Source organism: Kribbella sp. NPDC051770, from assembly GCF_040681455.1.
Lineage (GTDB): Bacteria > Actinomycetota > Actinomycetes > Propionibacteriales > Kribbellaceae > Kribbella.
Genome location: NZ_JBFAYT010000007.1, coordinates 257440 through 279646 on the forward strand (window position 1 = coordinate 257440; position 22207 = coordinate 279646).

Here is a 22207-nt window from a genome sequence, read left to right on the forward strand (position 1 = left end):
CTGGATAGACGCCCGCGGCCGCCGGTTCGGTTTAGTCCGGTACTGCGACCAACGACCTCGACTGGCTACGACTTCCGTAGGGGATCGCTCCACCCGCGCGGATGATGCGGAGCCAACGCTCCGGCTGACAGAGTGAACTCATGTTCACCCCTCACCGCACCACGGCGTTGCTGGCGGCAACCATCGGGCTGAGTCTGACGGCCACGACAGCGGTCGCCGCCTCCCCCGAAGCGCAGGGCGCTCCGGGCGCCCACAGCATCGGCGACCGACTCTTTCCCACCCTCGGCAACGGCGGCTACGACGTCCAGGACTACGACCTGAGCCTGCGCTACCAGCCCGACCGGACCACGATGGCCGCATCCGTGACCATCCGCGCTCGCGCGACGCAGACTCTCTCGTCGTTCAACCTCGACTCGGTCGCCCAGCAGATCAAGGCCGTCCGCGTCGACGGCCGCACGGCCGCGTTCCGCCTCGACCCCGTGAACGAGAAGCTGATCATCACCGCCGCCGTCCCACGCGGCGCGTACTTCGCGGTGAAGATCGACTACGTCGCCGACCGCTCGAAGAACCCCGCGCCGCCCGGCACCGACCTCCCGCCGGGTGTCGACTGGCCGATCGAGGCCTGGGTGAACACCCCCGACGGCTTCGCGACGATGGGCCAGCCGAACCGCGCCCACCAGTTCTTCCCGTCGAACAACCACCCGAGCGACAAGGCCCGCTACACCGTCCGCCTGACCGCGCCGAGCGACCGGACCGCGCTGTCGGCCGGCCGGCTGCTGGCGTCGTACAAGCACGGCGGCGAGACCACCTGGGTCTACCGGACCGACCACCCGATCAAGCCCGACGTGCTGCCGCTCGCCGTCGGTCGCTTCCGCGAGATCAAGCAGGCGGGGCCGCACGGGCTGCCGGTCCGCAGCTACGTGACGCTGGCGAAGGCTCCCGACGGCAAGGACTACTCCGCCGCGATGGAACTGACCGCCCGCGAGACCCCCGCGCAGCTGGCGTGGCTCGGGGAGCAGATCGGCCGGCCGTTCCCGTACGAGAAGTACGGCGTCCTCGGCCTGATGAGCGGCTACAACGGCGTCGCCCTGGAGACCGCGACCCTGTCGACCTTGGGCGCCGGCCTGTCGCTGCCACCCAAGGACGAGGCACCGACCCTCGTGCACGAGATGGCCCACCAGTACTTCGGCGACTCCGTTGCCATCGGCAACTGGGACGACATGTGGCTGAGCGAGGGCCACGCGCGGTACTACGAACGCAAGTACGCCGCCGACCGCGGCTTCATCGACTTCGGCGCCGAGCTTCGGAGTCTGTACGAAGCCGATCAGAAGTCCCGCACCTCGGTCGGGCCGGCCGGGCGGCTGAAGAACTCGGGGTCGGTGCTGTTCGACACCGACGTACCGGGTCAGCTGATGCTCGTCGGCCTCAACACGCTCGTCGGTGACGCGACGTTCCGGCACATCGAGCAGACCTTCTACGACCGCTACCGCGACGGCGTCGCCACGACGGCGGACTACGTCGCGGTCGCCAACCAGGTGTCCGGACGCGACCTCACGGCGTACTTCGATGCCTGGCTCTACTCCCCGACCACGCCGGCGATGCCCGGCCATCCCGATTGGAAGTCCCCGAAATGATCAGCTTCGCCCTGTCCAACGACACCCTCGGCGTCCTCGGCGGCGCAGGGATCATCGCGATCATCGCGGCGTACGCGCTGCTCGTCCTCGGCGCACTGTGGAGCTCGCTGACCGCGCCGCAGTCCGGCGGGATGAAGCTGGTCTGGCTGGTGTTCATCGTGGTCGCGCCGTTCATCGGAAGCCTGCTGTGGTTCCTGGCCGGGAAGCGCAGCGCCTACGCCTGAAGTCCGCGCGCTGTTGCCTGCAGCAACCTGGTCAGCTTCGGCTCGAACTCGAGCGCCACATGACCCCACCGCGGCTCCTGCCGGTACAGCTCGGCGAGACTCGCGGTCGGGTGGGACAGCTGCCAGAAGTTCGCGGTCATCGCCAGCGCGGCGGCGATCAACTCGTGGAGCTGCTCGACGGCCATCGTGCCGGTGAGCAGCTCCACGATCTCGTCGTACGCCGCGAAGGCGCGGGTCTTGAAGCGGCGCGCGCGCTCGAGGTCGACGTCGCCTTCGAGGCTGAGCGGGACGTGCGTGAGCAAGTCGCAGAAGAGCGGCATCGAGGCCAGCGTCGAGGCGATCGTCTCCGCGGTCTCAGCCGGAGTGAGCTCGCCTCGCGTCGGCGCCTCGCCTGCTAGCGGGCGCTCCAGCCGAGCGGCGACCACGTCGCGCCACTCCTCCCAGCCGCGTTCGGCCAGCTCCAGGAGCAGCTCTTCCTTGCTCGCGAAGTAGCGGCGGACGGCGGACGGGTGCAGCCCGGCCGCCTCGGTCACGGCGGCGAGGGTGAGATGGCGGACGCCACCGAGGTCGGCGGCGAGCCGGGCGGCGGCGTCGAGCAGGTCCTCGGTGCGCTGCTGCTTGGCCTCGGGTGATCGGGCACGCATGCCCTGATGGTAACGCAATTGACATGCGTTACGGTGTTAACGCATGCTAATTGCGTTAACTCTCCCTCGGAAGGATGCACTCATGCGCGCCGCACTGGTCACCCGCTTCGGCGACCCGGAGGTCTTCGAGCTCACCGAACTGCCCGACCCGGCTCCCGCGGCCGGCGAGATCGCCATCGACGTCAGCCACGCCGCGGTCGGGCTGATCGACGTGTTCCTGCGGCAGGGGTTGATGAAGGACCGCCCGGGGCTGCCGCAGCCGCCGTACGTGCCGGGGCTGGAGGTCGCGGGGACGGTTCGGGCGGTTGGTCCAGGCGTGAGCGGGTTCCGCGTCGGCGAGCCGGTGGTGACGCTCGCCGGCTCCGGGCCGACCGGCGGTTATGCGTCGATCGCCGTCGTCGCGGCGGTGCACGCGATCAGCCTCGACGGGACCGGGATCGACCCGGCACTCGCGGTTGCCGCCGTACCGAATGCTGTGATCGCGCACCTTGCGCTGACTCAGGCTGGGGACTTCAAGCCGAGTGAGAGCCTGTTGGTGCATGGCGCGTACGGCGGGTTGGCGTCGGCGTTCCCAGGGATGGCCCGGTTGCTGGGGGCCGCCGCGGTCGTCGGCACCTCGCGCGGCGCGCCGGCGGCGAGCGACGCCACTCCCGCCTCCGCGGGCGAGGCCCATGGCCTGCCCTACGACCAAGTGGTCCCCAGCGACTTCGTCCCCGCACTCGACGGGCAGCTGTTCGACGTCATGATCGACCCGGTCGGCGGCCAGCTACGCACCGACAGCCTCCAGGTGATGGCCCCGATGGGCCGGATGATCCTGGTCGGCAACGGCAGCGACGACTGGGCGCACACCGTGCCGACCAACGAGCTGTGGCTGAAGAACCTCGCGCTGCGCGGCTTCAACGCCGGCCTCTACCTCTCGACCAGGCAGGACGAGATCCCCGCGGCAGCGGCTGAGGCGCTGCGCGCCGTACAGGAAGGCCTGCTACCGCTCCGGACCCACACCCTCCCATTGGCCGACGCCGCCGAGGCCCACCGCCGCCTGGAGAAAGGCGGGGTGGGCGGCCGGCTCCTGCTGACGCCGTGAACCGGCGGCGGATCAGCTCACGCCGTGACGACGATCGGCGCGCCGTTCGAGACCAGCGCCCAGTCCGTCGTCGCGAACACGGCCGGGTCGACCGAGCCCGTCGCGGTCACGTAGTCGATCATCAGCTGCCGGATCTCGACCTGCTGGTTGTACAGCACCGGTGCCTTCGAGACGTGCGGGAAATTGCCGCCGCCCGACTGGCGGTAGTTGTTGACGGCAACGACGAACTCCTGGTCCGCGGCCACCGGCGCACCGTCGTACGACAGGCCGGTGATCCGCGAGCCGACCGGCTTGGCGATGTCGATCCGGTAGACCAGCGGCTTGGTGAGCCCGCCAAGGATGTCGTAGTTGTAGTCGGGCGTGCCGCTCGGCGCGGTCGGGGTCGGGGCGTTCGTCACCTGGTCGGGGGTGAACGGCCCGGTGCCGCTGACCTGCTTGAAGTACTGCGCGCTGAACTCCAGGTACTCCTGCACCTGCGCGCCGGTCATCTTCACCGCGAGCAGCGTGTTGTCGAAGATGTACAGCCCGGCGACGTCGCGGACCGACACGTCCCCGGCCGGGATCGCCGCGGCGCGGTTGAACGGCGCCGCGATCGCGAGCACCGGCAGCGAAGCCTCCGGCGTACCGGCGATCGCCTTCGACACCGCGTCGGCCTGGACGAAGTTCACGAAGTCGAGCGCGGCGGTGTCCTCCCAGGGCGCCGTCGCGGCCGACATCGCCGTCGTACAGGTACCGATCTTGGAGTTCACGTACTCGACGACCTGGTCGTGGTCCTTCTGCAGCAGCCGGACCACCTTCGGGTCGGCGGCGACCGTGTTGGCGTTCAGCACCTGGCTGTGCCGCGCGACGACCTTCCACCGCCCGCGCTGCTGCTGCAGGTCGAGGTCGATCTGCGCCAGCCGCATCCCCCACTTCAGCGGCTCGACGAGCACGACCTGCTCGCCGGTCTGCTTGTTGGTGACGAACCGCTCGGCGATCTCCTGGTGCGCGTGCCCGACCAGGACGGCGTCGATGCCCGGGACCTGCTCGGCCATCGGTCCGGCCGCGTTCTCCGGCACCGGCAGCGCGTCGCCGTACGACGAACTGAGGTCGATGCCGCTGTGCGCGGACACGATGACGACGTCGGCGCCCGCGCGGCGCACCCGCGGCACCCAGTACTTGGCCAGCTCGACGATGCCGCCGAACTTGATCTTGTTCTCGACCGTCGCCTTGTCCCAGATCGCGATCCCGGGGTTGGTCAGGCCGAGGATGCCGACCGTGATCGGCCGGCCGGCGCCCGGGACGTGCACCCGCTTGAGCACGTACGGCGGGAACACCGGCAGCCCGGTGGTCCAGTCCTGCGCGTTCGCGCCGAGCAGCGGGAACCGCAGCTGGCGCTGGAACTTGCGCAGGATGTCGAGGCCGTAGTTGAACTCGTGGTTCCCGAGCGCGGCGGCGTCGTACCCGATCGCGTTCATCGCGGCGGCCATCGGGTGCACGTGCCCACCCGTGATCGGCTCGATCTTCGCGTAGTAGTACGCCAGCGGCGTGCCCTGGATGGTGTCGCCGGCGTCGAGCAGCAGCGGGGCCGGGCGGCGCCGGTCCTTCGCGATCTCGGCGCGGGCCGCCTTGACCAGGGTCGAGATCTTGGCCAGGCCGATGTCGTTGTGCGCGGAGTCGTCGTACTCGGCGTTCTTGAAGTAGTCCCAGTTGAAGACGTTGCCGTGCAGGTCGGTCGTGCCGAGCACGCTCAGCCGCACGGTCTTGTGGCCGTGCCCGTTCTTCTCACCGGCGTACGCCGGTGCCGCCTGGTACCCCGCAGCCACCAGTGCGGTCGCCGCCGCGCCCGAGATCATCGTGCGCCTGCCCATCGTCCGGTCACCGTTGTCCGTCATCTCTCCGCCTCACGCGTCGTTGGTCACAACGCCCGCCACGATACGGGCGACACGCGCCGTGATGACCCCCGGATGGCCCGGGGACTGCGAGAGGATGCCGCTCATGCCCGTGCCGCCGCCCGGCAAGTTGCTGCTCGCCGCTGCCGTTCTCCTCGGGGCCGCCCTCGCCCAGGCCGCCCAGCCCTCCGACCACCCGGCCACCGTCGCCGCGCCGCCGCTGCGGACCGTCGCCGCGCACGGGCCGCTCGCCGTACAGCTGCCGACCGCGGAACCCGGTGGGAAGAAGGCCGGCGTCAAGAAGCCGCCGATGCCCCGGACCGACCAGCGCACCGGCGTGACGCCGCCGCGGCCGTGGAGCCTGCCCGGCGGCAAGGTGCTGTACCTGACCTTCGACGACGGCCCGCAGCCCGTGTACACGCCGAAGGTCCTCGCGGTCCTGGCCAAGCACCACGCCCAGGCCACCTTCTTCGTCCTCGGCCGCGAAGCCGCCGCCCACCCCGCGCTGGTCGAGACGACCCGCCGGGCCGGCCACCGGATCGGCAACCACACCTGGGACCACCCGATGCTCACCAAGCTCTCCCCCGCGCGGCTGCGGCAGGAGATCTCGACCGGCGTGAGGTCGAAGTGCTTCCGGCCGCCGTTCCGCGACACCAACGCGCACGTCGCGGCGGTCGCGTCGTCGTACGGGCAGCACCAGGTGCTCTGGGACGTCGACACGCGGGACTGGGAGAAACCCGGCGTGGCTCGCATCGAACGGGCCTTGATCCGCGGCGCGCGGCCCGGCGCGATCTTCCTGATGCACGACGGCGGCGGCAACCGGTCGCAGACCGTCGCGGCGCTCGACCAGGCGCTCACCAAACTCGCCGAGCAGGGCTACGCGTTCCGCTCGCTGCCCTGCTAGCTCTAGCTACTTGAGGATGGCGGTCTTGCCGCCGGAGAAGTGCTGCAGCGCCTGGTCGATCAGGTGCACCGGCTGGTCGAGCGCGTTCACCGGGAACATCCCGGTCGGCCGCAGCAACGGGTGCGGCTTCACCACGACCCGGACCGCGGGCTGATCCAGCCCGCGGACCCCCGCGGTGGTCGCGCCGACACCCCGCTGCAGGCGCAGCTCCAGCACGTACTGCCCGAAGATCTTCACCTGCTGGAACCCGCGCACCGACTCCCACGGCAGCAGTACGGCGTACGAACCACCCTCGCAGGCCAGCTCCAGCGCCTTCGGCGACATCCGCATCGCGACCGGCTGCAACTCGTTGGTCGCGAACCACCGCTCCCGCTCCTGCACCAGCCGCAACGCCAGCACCGCACTCGCGACCAGCGGCGCCATGCTCGCGATCAGCAACAGCATGAACGGCCACATCCCCGACCCCTGGAACGCCACCAGCGCGTACACCGCCACACCGATGCCCACGGCCCCGATCCCCCCGGTCACCCAGGCCCCCCGCCGCAGCCCGTCCCGCACCCGCACCCGCCGCGCCTCCACGGCCCCCCGATCGATGCCGACCACAAACGCCTGCACCGGAACCTGCTCGCTCATCCCCCTACCCTCCCAGGCCACCGGCCCACTCGCGCGCCGACACCTCCACGACCGGCACCGGCCGCCGATGCAACCAAATGCACCCCCGCCGGCGCGACTGTCCAGGAGAACAACGATCGGAGCCCAGATGAGTGACCGGGACGCCGCCTTCGAGGCGTACTTCGCGGCCCGTTCCGACGCCCTGCGCGGTACGGCGTACCTGCTCTGCGGCGACTGGCACCGCGCCGAGGACCTGGTGCAGCAGACCTTCACCAAGCTCTACCTGGTCTGGCGCCGGATCCAGCGGCACGAGGCGATGGACAACTACACCCGCCAGACGCTGATCCGGACGTTCCTGTCCGAGCGGCGCCGGGGCTGGTTCCGCCTCGAGTCGGTCGACGCCACGCCGTACGAACGTTCCGCGCCGACGACCCGAAAGTCCAACGACCCCTGGCCCGAAGGCCAGTCCGACCGCACCGCCACCACCGGCCCCCGCGCCGACCGCTCGGTCACCCTGATGAACGACCTGAGCTCGATGGTCCCCGGAGGCTTCACCACCCCCGACCTGAAGTACCCCGACGGCCGCGCGATGCGCTGGCCCCAGACTCAGTACGCGTCGAACGACGGCGAACAGGACTCCTGGGAGTACCGGGCCCTCATCCCCGTTCAACAGGCCAACCGCGTAGGCACGCTCCTGGCCCGGTCGACCACCCCCGACGGCAAACCCGCCACCGCGCCGTGCAAGCTCGTCCAACGCGCCGACACCGGCACCTGTACGGTCGTCGACGTCAACGGCCGGAAGGTCGGCGTCCTCACCACGAAGACCGGCGACCAGTGGGCCGCCTACCGCCACCCCGACGGCACGGTCGTCCACGTCTCCCAGTCGCGAAAGTCCGACAACCCGAAGTACCCGGCACTGACCGCACCGATCTTCACGCCCGAGCAGCTGGCGGAACTGGCAACGTCGGAGAAGCTCAAGATCAGCGAGTGAGGGCCCCGTCTGCTTGGACCACCCCTCATGACCGACTGGGCCCGACTCCACCACGCCTACGGCACCGCCGAGGACGTCCCCGCCCTCACAGCCCTCGCCACCACCCACCCACCGGCCGGCTACATCCCTGCGCTCGATCTCGCCGCCACGATCATCGCCTCAACCGACACCACCGAGGCGATCCGTCGCCAGTACGCCGCCGAGCTCGCCGCACTGCAAGAGCTCGCCGAATACAACCTCTCCGAGGCCGGCGACGAAACGGAGTTCGTCCACGCCCTCCAGGCCCTGATGTCCTTCGAGAACGGCAGCGTCTGGCAACGCCACCTGGAAACCATCCCGGACGGCGAACTGGTCCTCCCCTGCCCCGCCTGCGGCGAGAACCTCACCCTGTCCCTCGAAGGCCCGGACTTCACCACCAACACCACCACCCCGATCACCCCCGCCGACCCGGCCCCACCTAGCCCGGAGGAGCGCCTCCTCACCCTCACCACCACCCACGGCCACCCAACCCTCACCCCCAAACTCCGCCACCTCTTCGGCCGAACCACCTGCCCGTCGTGCGGCAGCCCGTTCGAGATCGCCGACGCACTGGCCTGAGGCCGACACCCACCACTGACCAAGCAGCGCCGAGGGCGTCTCTCCACGCTCAGCAAGCCTGCTGAATCCGCTTGCCGCGGGGGTTGGTCAGTGGTGGGTGTCGCGACTCTTGATCGCCCTCACCTGATTCAGCCCGCGTACGCCGGTCTGATCGCTCTGGCCAACGCGAGGATGCTCGCGGACTCGGCGGGTGACAACGGGTACGGGTCCACGGTGACGAAGGTCTTCTCGTCGACCTTGTACGCCAGGAAGCCGTTGTCCTGCTGCCAGCCCTCCGCGCCGACGGCGACCCGCTTGTTCCCGAGGCGGCTGTCTTGCGCGGCGCTCTTCAGGTTCCTGAAGGCCGCGGCCGCGTCCGAGTCCGGCCCACCGCCTTCGACGACGACGGCCTTGCGGAGCGTGCCCCACCGACAGGTGACGAGTCCATCGACGATCTCGTCACGCCGAGCCGCCGCCTTCGCGCCCAGCAGCGCCTCGGCGGCCGCCGTACCGCGCTCGCACTTCGCCTCGCGGCGAGCGGCCGGCGCCGGCCGGATCCCTCCCGGCAGACTGTCGACCGTCCTGGCGACCGCCTTCACCGCCTCCAACTGCTCGTCACCGCGACGGTTCTGGCCGACCTTCACGAGCCTGTCACCACTGCGGAACACCAGCCACGGGCCGGCCGAGACCGGGTTGACCGACCAAGAGTCCAGACCGACTCCACCGTCAACGGGCTGGGCCGTGAACTGCTCCTTCACCCGGCTCGCTTCGTCCGCGCGCAGCTCCGCGGCATCCTGCGCGGAAACAGGCAGCACGGAGACCAAGATCCGGTACCGGTTGCTTTCGTCAGCGGCATCCGTGAGCCAACAGACGTCCGACAGCGGAGTCGCGGTGGGCGCCTGATCCTCAGCTCTCCAATCGCCGGGCAGCGTTGGCCGCACGCGGTCGCACACACTGCCGGTCGCCTGTACCGCGTCCGGCTGCGGCACAGACTCCTGCGCTGGATCACATGCAGCTGATGCCAGCACTACCGCAGCAGCTGCCACGCCAGCCGCGAATCGACGCATCGTCCACCCCTGAAAGCACTCCGCAGACCGGCTGTCTGCCGACGGCACAGTAGCCGGTGCCGGCTCTGGTGGAGCTGCGGCCTCTGGTGAAAGGCCGCTGCGTACGACGGGAGCCGCGCCAAGCACACCGCCCATGTCGCCGGCTCCACCTCGTCCTACAGGTTGGCGGCCGCGATCCAGTTGCGAGCCGCGAAGCACGCCAACCGCGCGCGGGCGCCAGCGGCATGCGCAGCCTTGTCAGCGCGTACCTCACGCGAAGCTCGTACTCGGCGCAGTAGCGCAAACCTCGCGCCGCAGCGCATGCTCCGCGCGTCAGCGTGCACCGCGCGGTAATTGGGCCCAGCGCGTCAGCGCGCACCGCGGGCGCAAGCCCGCCGCACGCGGCGCCAGCCGCGCACCCAAAGGGCGGCGGGAGCAGGCACCGTAGCGAGCGGAGGAGCCCGCGTGGGATGGAAGCATCACCCCCCGAGGCGGCGGCCGGACCAGGTCCAGGCGTAGACGCCGTCGTCGACCGCGCGGCCGGCTTCGCCTAGCTCGAGAGGTCGGAAGGTGTCGACCATGACCGCGAGTTCTTCGAAGGATTCGGCGCCCAAAGAGGCCTCGATGGCCGACGGCTGGGGGCCGTGGGCGTAGCCGCCGGGGTGGAGTGAGATGGAGCCTAGGCCGATGCCTGAGCCCTTGCGGGCTTCGTAGTCGCCGCCGCAGTAGAACATGACTTCGTCGGAGTCGACGTTGGAGTGGTAGTAGGGGACGGGGACCGACAGCGGGTGGTAGTCGACCTTGCGGGGGACGAAGTTGCAGATGACGAAGTTGTGGCCTTCGAAGACCTGGTGGACCGGGGGCGGCTGGTGGATGCGGCCGGTGATGGGTTCGAAGTCGCTGACGTTGAAGGTGTACGGGTAGAGGCAGCCGTCCCAGCCGACGACGTCGAAGGGGTGGGTGGCGTAGGTCATCCGGGAGCCGACGATGCCGGAAGGACCGTTGCCTCGGTGCTTGACCAGGACCTCGACATCAGTGCCCTCGACAACATGAACAGCGGACGGCGTGACGAGGTCGCGTTCGCAGTACGGCGCGTGCTCGAGGAACTGGCCGTACCTCGACAGGTAGCGCTTCAGCGGCGCGATGTGGCTGTTGGCCTCGATGCAGTAGGCGTGCACACCAGACGGACCGGGCAGCCACCTGTGCGTCGTCGCGCGCGGGATCAGCACGTAGTCGCCCTCGCGCGCCTCGAGCACCCCGAAGACGGTCTCGACCGTCGCGGAGCCCTTCTCGACGTACACGCACTCGTCGCCGATCGCGTTGCGGTAGTACGGCGAGGGCTCGGCGGCCACGGCGTACGAGATGCGGACGTCGCCGTTGCCGAGGACGAGGCGGCGGTGCTCGACGACATTCAAGCCGGCCGCCGAGGCGAAGAGGTCGTGCAGTTTCAGGTGCCGAGGCGTGAGCGGGTGGTTGGCGACGGTCGCGAGGTCGGGGAGGTCCCAGACCTGGCTGTCGACGATCGCGGACGGGACGCCGGCGTGGTACAGCAGCGACGAGTCGGACGAGAAGCCCTCCTCGCCCATCAGCTCCTCGTAGTACAGGCCGCCGTCCGGCTTGCGGAACTGGGTGTGCCGCTTCGGCGGGACCTGCCCGACCTGCCGGTAGTGCGCCATGATCATCCCATCCAGAGTACGTTTATCGGACGCATGTGTCCGCTCACCGAAAGCATCCGTTAGGCTCGGGGCCATGTCAACCGTCCCCGCGCTGTTCCGGCACCTGGTCGACGACGCTTCGATGTTCCCGCCGGGGAACCTGCCGCTGCTCGACGCCGTGCCCGCGCACCGGGCGCACAAGAGCGCCGAGTACGCCGATCTGGTCGGCGCCTTCGTCACCTCCGACGAGGACCTGATGAAGGTCGCCGAAGCAGCCAGAGCAGGTGAAACACCGCTCAAAGTCTCAGTGGTGATCACCGGCGGCGCCGGCGGCATCGAGCCCGCGGTCCGGTACGGCGACCGCTCCCCCGATCTCACCGTCCAGGCGGTCGAGGTCCGCCTCCGCGACGAGGACGACCTGTCCCGCAACGCGCTGCGCGTCGTCCGCGCCTGCGACGACTGCCTCGACGACGAGAACGCGTTCGTCGAGATCGGCCTGGACGGCGCGTGGGAGCGCGCGCTCGACGTCGTCGCCGACGCCGGGTACGCCGCCAAGCTCCGCACCGGCGGCCTCGACGCGGCACTGTTCCCGACCTCGGGTCAGGTCGCCGCGTTCATCACCGCCTGCCTCGACCGCGAGGTCGCGTTCAAGTGCACCGCCGGCGTGCACAACGCCGTCCGGCACACCGCGCCGGACACCGGTTTCGAGCACCACGGCTTCCTCAACGTGCTGCTCGCCACCCGCGCCTCGCTCGACGGTGCCAGCTTCGACGACCTGCAGGCGCTGCTCGACGAGCGCGACGGCAGCAAACTCGCCACTCAGGCCCAGGCCCTGACCGACCAGCAGGCCGAGAGTGCCCGCCGCTGGTTCACGTCGTACGGGTCCTGCAGCATCACCGAGCCGTACGAAGACCTGAAGACGCTCGGACTCATCGCCCCGGAGGCACTGTGACCTGGATCGACCTGCCCGCTGGTACGCCGTTCGGCGCGGACAACCTGCCGCTCGGGGTGTTCCGGCTCGACGACGAGGAGCCGCGGATCGGCGCCGCGATCGGCGACCACCTGATCGACCTGGCGCCGGTCGCGTCGGCGCAGATGCTGGACGGGTCGCAGCTGTTCAACCAGCCGACGCTGAACGCCTTCCTCGCGCTCGGCCGCCCGGCCTGGACGGCGACCCGCGGGTGGCTGCTCGACCTGGTCGGCAACGAGAACAACCGCGACGCCGTCGAGCCGCACCTGGTGCCGCGTGACACGGTCACGATGCTGCTGCCGTTCGAGGTCGCCGACTACGTCGACTTCTACGCCTCCGAGGTGCACGCGACCAACCTCGGCCGTCTGTTCCGCCCCGATTCCGAACCCCTGCTGCCGAACTGGAAGCACCTCCCGGTCGGCTACCACGGCCGGGCCGGCACGGTCGTTGCCAGCGGCACCGACATCGTCCGCCCTTCGGGACAGCGCAAACCACCGACCGAGACGGTGCCGTCGTACGGGCCGTCGCAGCGGCTCGACATCGAGGTCGAGCTCGGCTTCGTCGTCGGTACGCCGTCCGCGCTCGGTGAGGCGGTCGGCGTGGACGCGTTCGAGGAGCACGTGTACGGCCTGGTGCTGGTCAACGACTGGTCGGCGCGCGACCTGCAGGCCTGGGAGTACGTGCCGCTCGGGCCGTTCCTCGGCAAGTCGTTCGCGACGTCGATCTCGCCGTGGGTGGTGTCGCTGGAGGCGCTGAAGGACGCGGCGGTTCCGCTCGCGCAGCAGGACCCGCCGGTGCTGCCGTACCTGGCGAGCGAGCGCCTGACGAATCCCGACATCACGTTCGAGGTGCGCTGGAACGGGCAGCTGGTCAGCAGCCCGCCGTACCGGGGGATGTACTGGTCGCCGGCGCAAATGCTCGCGCATCTTTCGGTCAACGGCGCCTCGGTGCGGACCGGCGATCTGTTCGCGTCGGGGACGGTCAGCGGGCCGGAAAAGGACCAGCGCGGATCGTTCATCGAGCTCAGCTGGGGCGGGCGGGAGCCGGTCACGGTGAACGGCGAGGAGCGGACGTTCCTCGAGGACGGTGACGAGGTGACGATCACGGGCTGGGCGACGGCCGCGGACGGGCGCCGGATCGGCCTCGGCGAGGTCTCCGGAAGGATCGCTCCTGCGCGAAACTGAACAAAAGCTGTTCATAGCTGTTCGTTTCTCTTGACTACTGCTCGATCTTGAGCACAGAATCCTCGACGACCCGCCCGTCGTCCGAGGAGTGCGCTCGTGATTCCCATTCGTCCAGCGGCCGCTACCGCCGCTCTCGCGCTGACCGCGGCGCTCACCGCCGCGGTCCTCGCCGCGCCGCCCGCCGGCGCCGCCAGTCGATCCCCTGAGCAACCGACCGGTCGGTTGCTTATCTCGTCGCCCGAGCTGACCGTCACCGTCGCCGACGACTTCCCGAGAGTCGTCCAGTACGCCGACAACGCCACCGGGCGCACGCTCGGCGGTCAGCCCGACGCGATCTCGACGATCACCATCAACGGCACACCGCGGAAGGCTCACCTGAGCAGCCCGCCCACCGTCAGCAGCAACAAAGCGACCTACCAGCTGACTTTCGACGACCTCCCCGGCGTCGAGCTCGACACCAGCCTCGCGCTCACCGGCCGCGTCACCACCTTCGCCATCGACGCGGTCCGCGACACCGCGACCACCCGCGTCGGCACCATCGACATCCCCGACCACGACCTCGTCTCGGTCGCCAGCACCGAAGCCGGCGCGACCACCGCGTTCACCACCCTCGACCCCGACTCCACCCGCACCGCCGACAAGATCACCCCGGTCACCGCCGCCACTCCCGCCGAGACCGCGCCCACCGGAGCGTCGTACGCGTTCGTGAACACCGCCGGTCTGGCCGCTGGGATCGAGTCCAACTCGACGTACGACAAGCCGTCCGGCGCGACCTCCGACGACGGCGCCCGGTTCTGGCACCGCGCGCGCAAGAGCGCCGACGGCAGCACCCGCGTCGGCGTCTGGAGCGGCCAGTGGACCTACCGCGCCGACACCTCGCCGTACACCGAGCCGCTGCCCTGGGCCAAGGTCGTCGTCACCCCGGACGCGAACAAGGACAAGACCGTCGACTGGCAGGACGGCGCCGTCGCTTTCCGGCAGATCATGACCGAGCCGAAGGGCGGTGACCTGGTCAAGGACCGGGTGGTCACGCACATCCCGTTCAACTTCGCCAGCCAGGCCACGCACCCGTTCCTGCGCACCCTCGATGACGTGAAGCGGATCTCGCTGGCCACCGACGGGCTCGGCCAGATGGCGCTGCTCAAGGGCTACGGCTCGGAGGGCCACGACTCGGCACACCCGGACTACGGCGGCAACTACAACACCCGCGCCGGCGGCCTCGCCGACCTGAACACGTTGCTGAAGAAGGGCAAGGGCTGGAACGCCGCGTTCGGCGTCCACGTCAACGCGACCGAGTCGTACCCCGAGGCGAACGCGTTCAGCGAGGACCTGGTCGACAAGTCCAGCAAGGGCTGGAACTGGCTGAACCAGAGCTACTACATCAAACAGCGCCCGGATCTTGCCTCCGGCAACATCGTGAAGCGGTTCCAGCAGCTCCGCGACGAGACCGACCAGAACCTGCAGGAGCTGTACATCGACGTCTACTACCAGTCCGGCTGGCTGGCCGACGGCCTGACCCGGCAGCTCGCCGGCCAGGGCTGGCAGATCGCCACCGAGTGGGCCGACCGGCACGAGCGCACCTCGCTGTGGTCGCACTGGGCCAACGACCTCGACTACGGCGGCGCGACGAACAAGGGCCTGAACAGCCAGATCATCCGGTTCGTCCGCAACCACGAGAAGGACGTCTGGAACTCCGACCCGATCCTCGGCCAGAGCTCGCTGGTCGAGTTCGAGGGCTGGACCGGTGAGACCGACTGGAACAAGTTCTACGCCAACATCTGGCAGCACAACCTCCCCGCCAAGTTCCTCCAGCAGCAGAAGATCACCGACTGGAACGCCGGCGACATCCGCTTCACCGGCGGCGTCCGCGGCGCGGTCGAGAACGGCAAGAAGGCCCTGTACGTCGGCGACGCCAAGGTCCTCGACGGCGACAAGTACCTGCTCCCCTGGGACGGCAGCAAGAAGCTCTACCACTACAACCCCGGCGGCGGCCTGACCGCGTGGCGGGTCCCGGCCGCGCTGGCGAGCACCACCAAGTTCACCGTCTACAAGCTGACCGACACCGGTCGCGTGAAGGTCACCACGGCTCCGGTCCGCAAGGGCGTCGTCACCCTCGACGCCGAGCCCGGCCAGCCGTACGTCCTGTACCCCGACAAGGCGCCGCAGCAGCCCGCCGCGAACTGGGGCGAGGGCAGCCACCTCAAGGACCCCGGCTTCAACGCCGGCGACCTGAAGGCCTGGAGCCCGACCGGGTACGCCAAGATCGACGCCCTCGGCAACGGTCAGCACGTCGCCGTACTGGGTCCGGAGCCGACCGCGCTCAAGCAGCGGATCACCGGCCTGACCCGCGGCAAGACCTACAGCGCCTCGGCCTGGATCGAGGTCGAGCCGGGCAAGTCACGCCGTACGACGATCAGCGCGGGCGGGGTCAGCAACTCGATCACCCGCTCGACCACTCAGAACCGGGTCGCCTCGGACGACAAGAGCGGCGCCTACTACCAGCGCGTCCGCGTCGTCTTCGATGCCACCGGCAACAGCACGGACCTGACCATCGCCGCGGCCGCGGGCTCGGCCAGGGTCCGGGTCGACGACGTCCGCGTCGTGGAGACCAAGCGACCGGCCGCCGGGCTGGTCGACGACTTCGAGAACGTCGACCAGGGCTGGGGACCGTTCGTTAAGGGTGACGCGGGCGGCACGACCGACCCGCGGACCGTGCTCGCCCGCAAGCACGCGCCGTACACGCAGGCCGGCTGGAACGGCAAGCTCGTCGACGACGTGCTCGACGGCGAGTGGTCGCTGAAGTCGCACGAGGAGAACGAGGGCGTGGTCTACCGGACGACGCCCGCGACGGTCCCGTTCACGCCCGGCCACAAGTACAAGGTGAGCTTCGACTACGCGAGCGGCCAGGCCGGGCAGTACACCTGGGTCCAGGGCGTCGACCGTCCGGCCTCGGTCGAGGTGAAGTCCACTCCGATCGGCGCGCAGCGGACGAAGGCGACGTTCAACCAGGAGTTCGTGGCCGGCTGCGGCGGCGACTACTGGGTCGGCCTGCGCAAGCTGTCCAGCGGCGGCGACCAGGCGGACTTCGTGATGGACAACTTCGCCGTCCAAGATCTCGGCAAGTCGTCGGAGGCCGCCGACTGCACGTCGCTGGCGATCACCGGTGTCAACGGCCTGGTCTCCGGCGAGGCCAACAACGTCACCGCGACCTTCACCAACAACGACACGGTCGCCGCGCAGAACATCACCCTGGCCCTGCAGGCCCCCGAGGGCTGGACCGTGGAGGCCACCACCCCGGCGACCCATGCATCGGTTGCCGCAGGCACCGAGGTGAGCACGACGTTCGCGGTCACCCCGCCCTCCGGTACGCCGGAGGGCAAGTATCCGCTGACCGCGAGCGGCGGCCGCGCGACCACCGCGGCGGAGGCGACCCTGCTCCCGCCGGGCATCGTCCCGCAGTCGCGGATCAAGGTCGCCGACGTCTCCAGCGAGGACGTCGCCACCGGCGGCCCGGCCGTCGACGCGCTCGACGGCAACCCGTCCACGCTGTGGCACTCGGCCTGGTCCGAGGTCCCGACCCCGGCGACGTTCCCGCACCACATCACGCTCGACCTCGGGTCGGCGTACGCGGTGGACGGCTTCAGCTACCTGCCGCGGCAGAGCGGGACCAACGGGATGTTCAAGGGCTACGAGCTGTACGTCAGCACCGACGGCCAGAACTGGGGTACGCCGGTGAAGACCGGTGAGTTCCCGAACAGCACAGCGCTTCAGAAGCTGGAGTTCCCGGCCAAGGAAGGCCGGTACGTGAAGTTCGTCGGCACCAGCTCGCTCAACGGCGCGGTCTTCGGCTCCGCCGCCGAGCTGAACGTCTACGGCACTCACTAGTACGACGACAGCGGCACCACCTCTCCCCCGAGAGGTGGTGCCGCTGTTGGTGAATCACTTGGTGACGTTCACGCTCACCGCGGCGCTGGCGGCCTTGGCGGTGACCACGCGGAACTTGTTGACGCCGACGCGGCCGCTCTGCACCCACACCGAGTAGGTGGCCTTCGAGGTCACCTTGGTGGTGGCCGGGAAGTTGACCCACTTGCCGTTCTCCAGCCGCTGGACCTGGACCGCGGTGTTGGCGGCGATGCCGGTGGTCTTGCCGGTGAAGGAGACCTTGGCCCACGCCTTCGCGGTGGTCTTGTCGGACTTGATGCTGATCGTCGGCGCGGCCGCGACGGCCGCCGAGGCGTGGGTGCCGGTCTCCGCGGCCTGGGCCTGAACGGTGCTCAGGGCAACAGCTCCACCGGCGACGGTGAGGCCGGCCAGCACGGCGACGGAACGACGGACGAGCTGAGAACGAACGCGCATGATCTTCTGGTTTCCCCTCGTATGGAACGGGTTCCGGTGAACCCGACACCACAGGAGACGCCGGCCCCGCGGCAGAAGTTGTGTTAAGAATCCGTCTCAGGTGTCGGCGGCAGCACCAGCCGGGCCAGCGCACCGCCGGTCGGCGCCGCCCCGAAGGTCAGCTCCGCACCGAGCACCTTGGCGTGCCCGGCGGCGATGGTCAGCCCGAGGCCGTGCCCGGCACCGCGCTCGGCCATCCCGGACCGGAACCGACGGGGGCCCTCGGCAATCAGTTCCTCGGGGTACCCGGTGCCGTGGTCGACCACCTCGACGGTCCGGCCGTGCACGGTCACCTCGATCGGCGGCCGGCCGTGCCGCAGGCCGTTCACGATCAGGTTGGCCAGGATCCGCTCCACCCGGCGGGAATCGGTCGAGACCGTCGCCTCCGGCCCGTCCAGCCGTACGACGACACTGTCCGGCGCGATCGCCTGCTGCATCCGCAGCCGACCGACCGCGGACGCGACGAACGCGCCGAGGCCGATGTGCTCCAGATCGGCCTGCTCGACCCCGGAGTCGAACCGCGCGATCTCCAGCAGGTCCTCGACCAGTCCGCGCAGCACCTTGGCCCGGTCCCGGACCAGCTCGCTCGGCCGGCTCGGCGGGAGCAGCTCGGCCGCCGTCAGCAGCCCGGTCACCGGAGTACGGAGGTCGTGCGCGACGTCGGCGGTGAAGCGGCGCTCGGCCTCCAGCTGTCCGCGCAGCGAGCTGGCCATCGAGTCGATCGCCGTCGCGAGCGCGCGCACCTCGTCCTTGTTCCGGCTGCTGACCTTGCCGTCGCGTTTGCTGATCGTCTCGACCGCCGACGCGTCCAGCTCACCACCGGCGATCCGCCGCGCCGTACCGGCCACGGCGACGATCCGTTTCGACAGGCTGCCGGCCGCGACCACGCTGACCAGCGCGACCATCGCGACGGTGCCCATCCCACCGATGATGAGGGCGCGCCGGAGCGCGCGCATCGAGGCGTCCTCGTTGTCGTAGTCCTGGACGATCGACAGCACCTTGCCGCCCTTGACGCCGACCGCGGCCCACATCTTCGGGTTCGGCGACCCGGTCTTGAAGGTGGCCCGCTTGCCCTCGCGGACCGCCTCCAGCAGCTGCGCCGGGACCGCCGGGTCGTCCAGCTGCGACCCGAGCACCTCGACCTCGTTGAGGTTGTAGGTGTCCGCGGCCGCCTTGATCCGCTCGTCGGCCAGCCCGCGGGTCCGGTCCAGCCGCGACGACTCGGCCTGCGTGTAGACCGCCACGCAGAGCACCAGGATCGCCAGCGAGGAGACCAGCAGGAAGATCAGGCCGAGCTTGCTCCGCAACCCCACGGGATTCCTCCGTCCTCGAGGTCAGGTGTGGTGGAGGGGGTGTCTCCCGGTTCCCCGCCGTAGCGAGCAGGTGCTCGGCGCGGTAGCTCGCTGTGCGGGAGACGAGCGCTGCGATGCGAAGCATCGTGAGCTTGGCTCCCGTGCAGCGAGATGCCGTGCCGAGTGCCGCGCAGTAGGCGGGGAGCCGGGAGACACCCCCTCGTCACGCCCGGAGCTTGTAACCGAATCCTCTGACCGTCTCGATGCGGTCGGCGCCGATCTTCGTGCGCAGCCGCTGCAGGTGTACGTCGACCAGACGGCCGTCGCCACCCCACTCGTAGTCCCAGACCCGCTGCAGCAGCGTGCTGCGGCTGAGCACCACGCCCGGGTTGTTCGCGAACTCGATCAGCAGCTTGAGCTCGGTCGGCGTCAGCTGGACGGTGCTGCCGCCCCGGCGGACCTCCAGGGCCTCGCGGTCCAGCTCCAGGTCGCCGAACGACTCGACGCCGGCCCCGGTCGACGGGCTCGGCCGCTCCGGGTCGACGACGGCACGCCGCATCACCGCGCGCAGCCGGGCCACCAGGACCTGGGTGTCGAACGGCTTGGTGACGTAGTCGTCGGCGCCCGCCTCCAGCCCCAGGACGACGTCCAGCGCGTCGCCGCGCGCGGAGACCATCACGATCGGGACCAGGCTGGTCTCGCGGATCCGGCGGCACACCGAGATGCCGTCCAAGCCGGGCAGCATGATGTCCAGCATCACGGCGTCCGGGTGGATCTTCTCGAAGCTCTCGATCGCCTCCAGGCCGTCCTCGGCCGTGGTGACGTCGTAGCCGTGCCGCTCGAGGGTCAACTGGGTCGCCTCACGGATCACCGCGTCGTCCTCGACCATCAGGATGCGCGCTGCCGGTTCTTCCGGTACCACTGAGTTCAGTCTCCCTTTTGGTCCTGCGAGCTCTCCAACAACATCTGCCGACCATTCCAACGGTAGACCTGCAGCCGGGTTACAGACGGGCAGCAAACTCGGTCGGTGGTCGCGAAGACTCCGGACTCCACGACGAGGTCCCCGCTCCGGCTGGCACTGATCTTGACCTGATCGGCCCGCAGACCCCAAATCCGGCGCGGGCCGGTCGGCTCGGCGGCCATCAGGACCGCGCCGTACCGGAAGTCCTGGTCCAGGTGGATGTAGACGACGAGCTGCGGGTACTCCGCCTTGGTGACGTTCACGGTGGGGCCGCGGCTCATGCAGCGCTCCACCACGGTGCAGCGGACCAGGAGGGTGCGGAAGTAGGGTTCCAGCTTCTTGTCGGCCAGCAGCTTCAGCCGGACCTGGCCGAGGCTGACCGTCACCGGCGGCGTCTTGCGCGCGTCCGGCGACTGCGGGCCGAACCCGTTCGTGGTCTTGGTCGACGGCGCGGGCGACGACGTACTGGGCGCGGGCTCCGCACCCTCGACGCGCAGGCCGGTGCCGTTCGCGCAGCCGGCGCTCAGCACCAGGGCGACCACGGCCAGCGCACCCGGCAGCATCTGCCTAGTTCGCATGGGTCGCCTCCTGATTACGCCTCACCGACTGATTTCCCCCGTGATTCCGACAGCTAACTTCCATAGTGCGGCCCCGACGTCACAACCGGTGGCCACAATCGTCCAGTGGCCTCGGCAGTTCCGTTGCGGTTGAGTCACAAAAGGTGAAACAACTCTCAGCTCAGCACCACCTTGCCCGGATTCAGCAAGTTCTGCGGGTCCAGCGCGGCCTTGATCGCGCGGTGCACGTCGAGTGCCACCGGGCCGATCTCCTGGGCCAGCCAGTCCCGCTTCAGCACTCCGACGCCGTGCTCCCCGGTGATCGTTCCGCCGAGCTCCAGGCCGATCTCCATGATCTTGTCGAACGCCGCCTGCGCGCGCCGGGCCTGCTCGGGATCCTGGGCGTCGAACACGACGGTCGGGTGCATGTTGCCGTCACCGGCATGACCGAGTACGCCGACGGTGATGTCCAGGTCCTTGGCGCACTGCTCGGTCGCCTCGATGAAGTCGGCCAGCCGCGACCGCGGCACGCAGACGTCGTCGATCATCGTCGTCCCGAGCTCGTCGAGCGCGAGCAGCGCGGCCCGGCGGGCCTCCAGCAGCAGGTCGCCCTCGGCCTCGTCGTCGGCCTCGATGCACTCCAGCGCGCCGTTCTCGCGGCACAACTTCGCCACCGTCGCGATGTCGGCCGCACCCGCGGCACCGCCGGCGTCGGACTGCGCGATCAGCATCGCGGCCGCGTCCTCGGGCAGGTCCATCCGCTTGTACGCGTTCACCGCGCGGATCGTGGTCCGGTCCATGATCTCCAGCAGGCTCAGCGAGACCCCGGACCGGATGATCTCCAGGATCGCCTCACCGGCCGCCCGGCCGGAGCCGAACAACGCCGCCATCGTCCGCGGCTTGGCCGTCTGCGGGCGCAGCGCGAGGGTCGCCTCGGTGATGATGCCGAGCGTCCCCTCGCTGCCCACGATCAGCTTGGTCAGGTCGTAGCCGGCCACACCCTTGACGGTCTTTCGGCCGGTGCGCAGGATCTCGCCGTTCGCGAGCACGACCTCGAGCGCGAGCACGTAGTCCGTGGTCACGCCGTACTTCACGCAGCACAGGCCGCCGGAGTTGGTCGACAGGTTGCCGCCGATCGAGCAGAACTCCCAGCTGGACGGGTCCGGCGGGTAGAACAGCCCCTGCTCGGCGACCGCACGCGACAGGACGGCGTTGTAGACGCCGGGCTGCGTCACGACGTACCGGTCCACGGGCTCGATCCGGAGAACCTTGTCCATCTTCTCCAGCGAGATCACGATCGACCCGTCCAGCGCGTTCGCGGCGCCGGACAGCCCGGACCGGGCGCCCTGCGGGACCACGGGCACGCCGAACTCGGCCGCGGCGCGCACCGCGGCCTGAACGTGCGCTGTCTCCCGGGCCAGGACGACCGCCGCCGGCATCCCGGCCGGGCAGAACATCGCCCGGTCGTACCGGTAACTCTCCATCCGGTCCGGATCGGTGACCAGAGCCTCGGGAGGCAGAACCTGACGCAACCGCTCGACGACCTCACTCATGGCTTCGAGCCTAATAGGCGGCCGGTGCCGAGGCAGGTCGTCGTCCAGCGGTTG

General features: G+C 69.8%; 19 protein-coding genes. 9 read left to right on the plus strand and 10 right to left on the minus strand.

All coding sequences use genetic code 11. The features are described 5' to 3' along the window. Positions 1–140 precede the first annotated feature (140 nt). On the plus strand, positions 141–1634 hold the full coding sequence (locus AB0M01_RS24050) for a M1 family metallopeptidase (protein WP_363673055.1): 1494 nt from the start codon (positions 141–143) through the stop codon (positions 1632–1634). Beyond that, positions 1631–1858 carry a PLD nuclease N-terminal domain-containing protein gene (locus AB0M01_RS24055; protein ID WP_363673057.1) on the plus strand — a complete coding sequence of 76 codons (228 nt, stop codon included), beginning with the start codon at positions 1631–1633 and terminating at the stop codon, positions 1856–1858. The genes AB0M01_RS24050 and AB0M01_RS24055 overlap by 4 nt, the downstream gene beginning before the upstream one ends. On the opposite strand, the gene AB0M01_RS24060 is transcribed toward AB0M01_RS24055, so the two are convergent. After that, positions 1849–2502: a TetR family transcriptional regulator gene (locus AB0M01_RS24060; RefSeq protein WP_363673059.1), complete on the minus strand. Its 654-nt coding sequence runs from the start codon at positions 2500–2502 to the stop codon at positions 1849–1851. The two genes, AB0M01_RS24055 and AB0M01_RS24060, sit on opposite strands and share 10 nt — an antisense overlap. A gap of 82 nt (positions 2503–2584) precedes the next feature. Between AB0M01_RS24060 and AB0M01_RS24065 the strand changes: the two genes are divergently transcribed. Further along, entirely contained in the window at positions 2585–3586 is a 1002-nt protein-coding gene (locus AB0M01_RS24065; RefSeq protein WP_363673061.1) for a zinc-binding dehydrogenase, read from the plus strand. A 17-nt stretch (positions 3587–3603) separates the two neighbouring features. On the opposite strand, the gene AB0M01_RS24070 is transcribed toward AB0M01_RS24065, so the two are convergent. Continuing rightward, complete coding sequence (locus tag AB0M01_RS24070; RefSeq protein WP_363673063.1) at positions 3604–5460, minus strand: 5'-nucleotidase C-terminal domain-containing protein; 1857 nt, start codon at positions 5458–5460, stop codon at positions 3604–3606. Positions 5461–5563: 103 nt separating this feature from the next. Here AB0M01_RS24070 and AB0M01_RS24075 point away from each other — a divergent pair, with 103 nt between their 5' ends. Beyond that, on the plus strand, positions 5564–6361 hold the full coding sequence (locus AB0M01_RS24075) for a polysaccharide deacetylase family protein (protein WP_363673065.1): 798 nt from the start codon (positions 5564–5566) through the stop codon (positions 6359–6361). Positions 6362–6367: 6 nt separating this feature from the next. Here the strand turns inward: AB0M01_RS24075 and AB0M01_RS24080 are convergent, their stop codons facing one another. Further along, the gene (locus AB0M01_RS24080) at positions 6368–6994 is read right to left on the minus strand and encodes a hypothetical protein (protein ID WP_363673067.1); all 627 of its coding nucleotides are present in this window, start codon (positions 6992–6994) and stop codon (positions 6368–6370) included. Between the two features lie 127 nt (positions 6995–7121). On the opposite strand from AB0M01_RS24080, the gene AB0M01_RS24085 reads away from it, so the two are divergent. Next, positions 7122–7964 (plus strand): sigma factor, encoded by an 843-nt coding sequence (locus tag AB0M01_RS24085; protein WP_363673069.1) that lies wholly within the window; start codon positions 7122–7124, stop codon positions 7962–7964. Positions 7965–7991: 27 nt separating this feature from the next. Continuing rightward, positions 7992–8561 carry a hypothetical protein gene (locus AB0M01_RS24090; RefSeq protein ID WP_363673071.1) on the plus strand — a complete coding sequence of 190 codons (570 nt, stop codon included), beginning with the start codon at positions 7992–7994 and terminating at the stop codon, positions 8559–8561. Positions 8562–8689: 128 nt separating this feature from the next. Here the strand turns inward: AB0M01_RS24090 and AB0M01_RS24095 are convergent, their stop codons facing one another. Together AB0M01_RS24095 and AB0M01_RS24100 are read right to left on the minus strand one after the other, a co-directional pair. After that, positions 8690–9355, minus strand: a complete 666-nt coding sequence (locus tag AB0M01_RS24095; RefSeq protein WP_363673073.1) for a hypothetical protein — start codon at positions 9353–9355, stop codon at positions 8690–8692. A gap of 710 nt (positions 9356–10065) precedes the next feature. Continuing rightward, a complete protein-coding gene (locus AB0M01_RS24100; RefSeq protein ID WP_363673483.1) occupies positions 10066–11262 on the minus strand; it encodes a homogentisate 1,2-dioxygenase domain-containing protein in 1197 nt (398 codons plus the stop codon). Between the two features lie 73 nt (positions 11263–11335). On the opposite strand from AB0M01_RS24100, the gene AB0M01_RS24105 reads away from it, so the two are divergent. From AB0M01_RS24105 to AB0M01_RS24115, 3 genes are all read left to right on the plus strand, one after another. Next, entirely contained in the window at positions 11336–12193 is an 858-nt protein-coding gene (locus tag AB0M01_RS24105) for a hypothetical protein (RefSeq protein WP_363673075.1), read from the plus strand. Continuing rightward, complete coding sequence (gene fahA / locus AB0M01_RS24110) at positions 12190–13395, plus strand: fumarylacetoacetase (RefSeq protein WP_363673077.1); 1206 nt, start codon at positions 12190–12192, stop codon at positions 13393–13395. The genes AB0M01_RS24105 and fahA overlap by 4 nt, the downstream gene beginning before the upstream one ends. 96 nt (positions 13396–13491) lie before the next feature. Next, positions 13492–17280, plus strand: coding sequence for an endo-alpha-N-acetylgalactosaminidase family protein (locus AB0M01_RS24115; RefSeq protein ID WP_363673079.1), 3789 nt, complete (start codon positions 13492–13494; stop codon positions 17278–17280). 54 nt (positions 17281–17334) lie between these two features. Here AB0M01_RS24115 and AB0M01_RS24120 read toward each other — a convergent pair whose 3' ends face one another. The 5 genes from AB0M01_RS24120 to AB0M01_RS24140 all read right to left on the minus strand — a co-directional run bounded on the left by AB0M01_RS24120 (position 17335) and on the right by AB0M01_RS24140 (position 22153). Next, the gene (locus AB0M01_RS24120; RefSeq protein WP_363673081.1) at positions 17335–17751 is read right to left on the minus strand and encodes a hypothetical protein; all 417 of its coding nucleotides are present in this window, start codon (positions 17749–17751) and stop codon (positions 17335–17337) included. Between the two features lie 83 nt (positions 17752–17834). Beyond that, positions 17835–19103 (minus strand): HAMP domain-containing sensor histidine kinase, encoded by a 1269-nt coding sequence (locus AB0M01_RS24125; RefSeq protein WP_363673083.1) that lies wholly within the window; start codon positions 19101–19103, stop codon positions 17835–17837. Between the two features lie 202 nt (positions 19104–19305). Beyond that, positions 19306–20004 carry a two-component system response regulator CseB gene (gene cseB, locus AB0M01_RS24130; RefSeq protein WP_363673085.1) on the minus strand — a complete coding sequence of 233 codons (699 nt, stop codon included), beginning with the start codon at positions 20002–20004 and terminating at the stop codon, positions 19306–19308. 5 nt (positions 20005–20009) lie between these two features. Further along, positions 20010–20621, minus strand: a complete 612-nt coding sequence (locus tag AB0M01_RS24135) for a hypothetical protein (protein ID WP_363673087.1) — start codon at positions 20619–20621, stop codon at positions 20010–20012. Positions 20622–20776: 155 nt separating this feature from the next. Beyond that, positions 20777–22153 carry an FAD-linked oxidase C-terminal domain-containing protein gene (locus AB0M01_RS24140; RefSeq protein WP_363673089.1) on the minus strand — a complete coding sequence of 459 codons (1377 nt, stop codon included), beginning with the start codon at positions 22151–22153 and terminating at the stop codon, positions 20777–20779. Positions 22154–22207 lie beyond the last annotated feature (54 nt).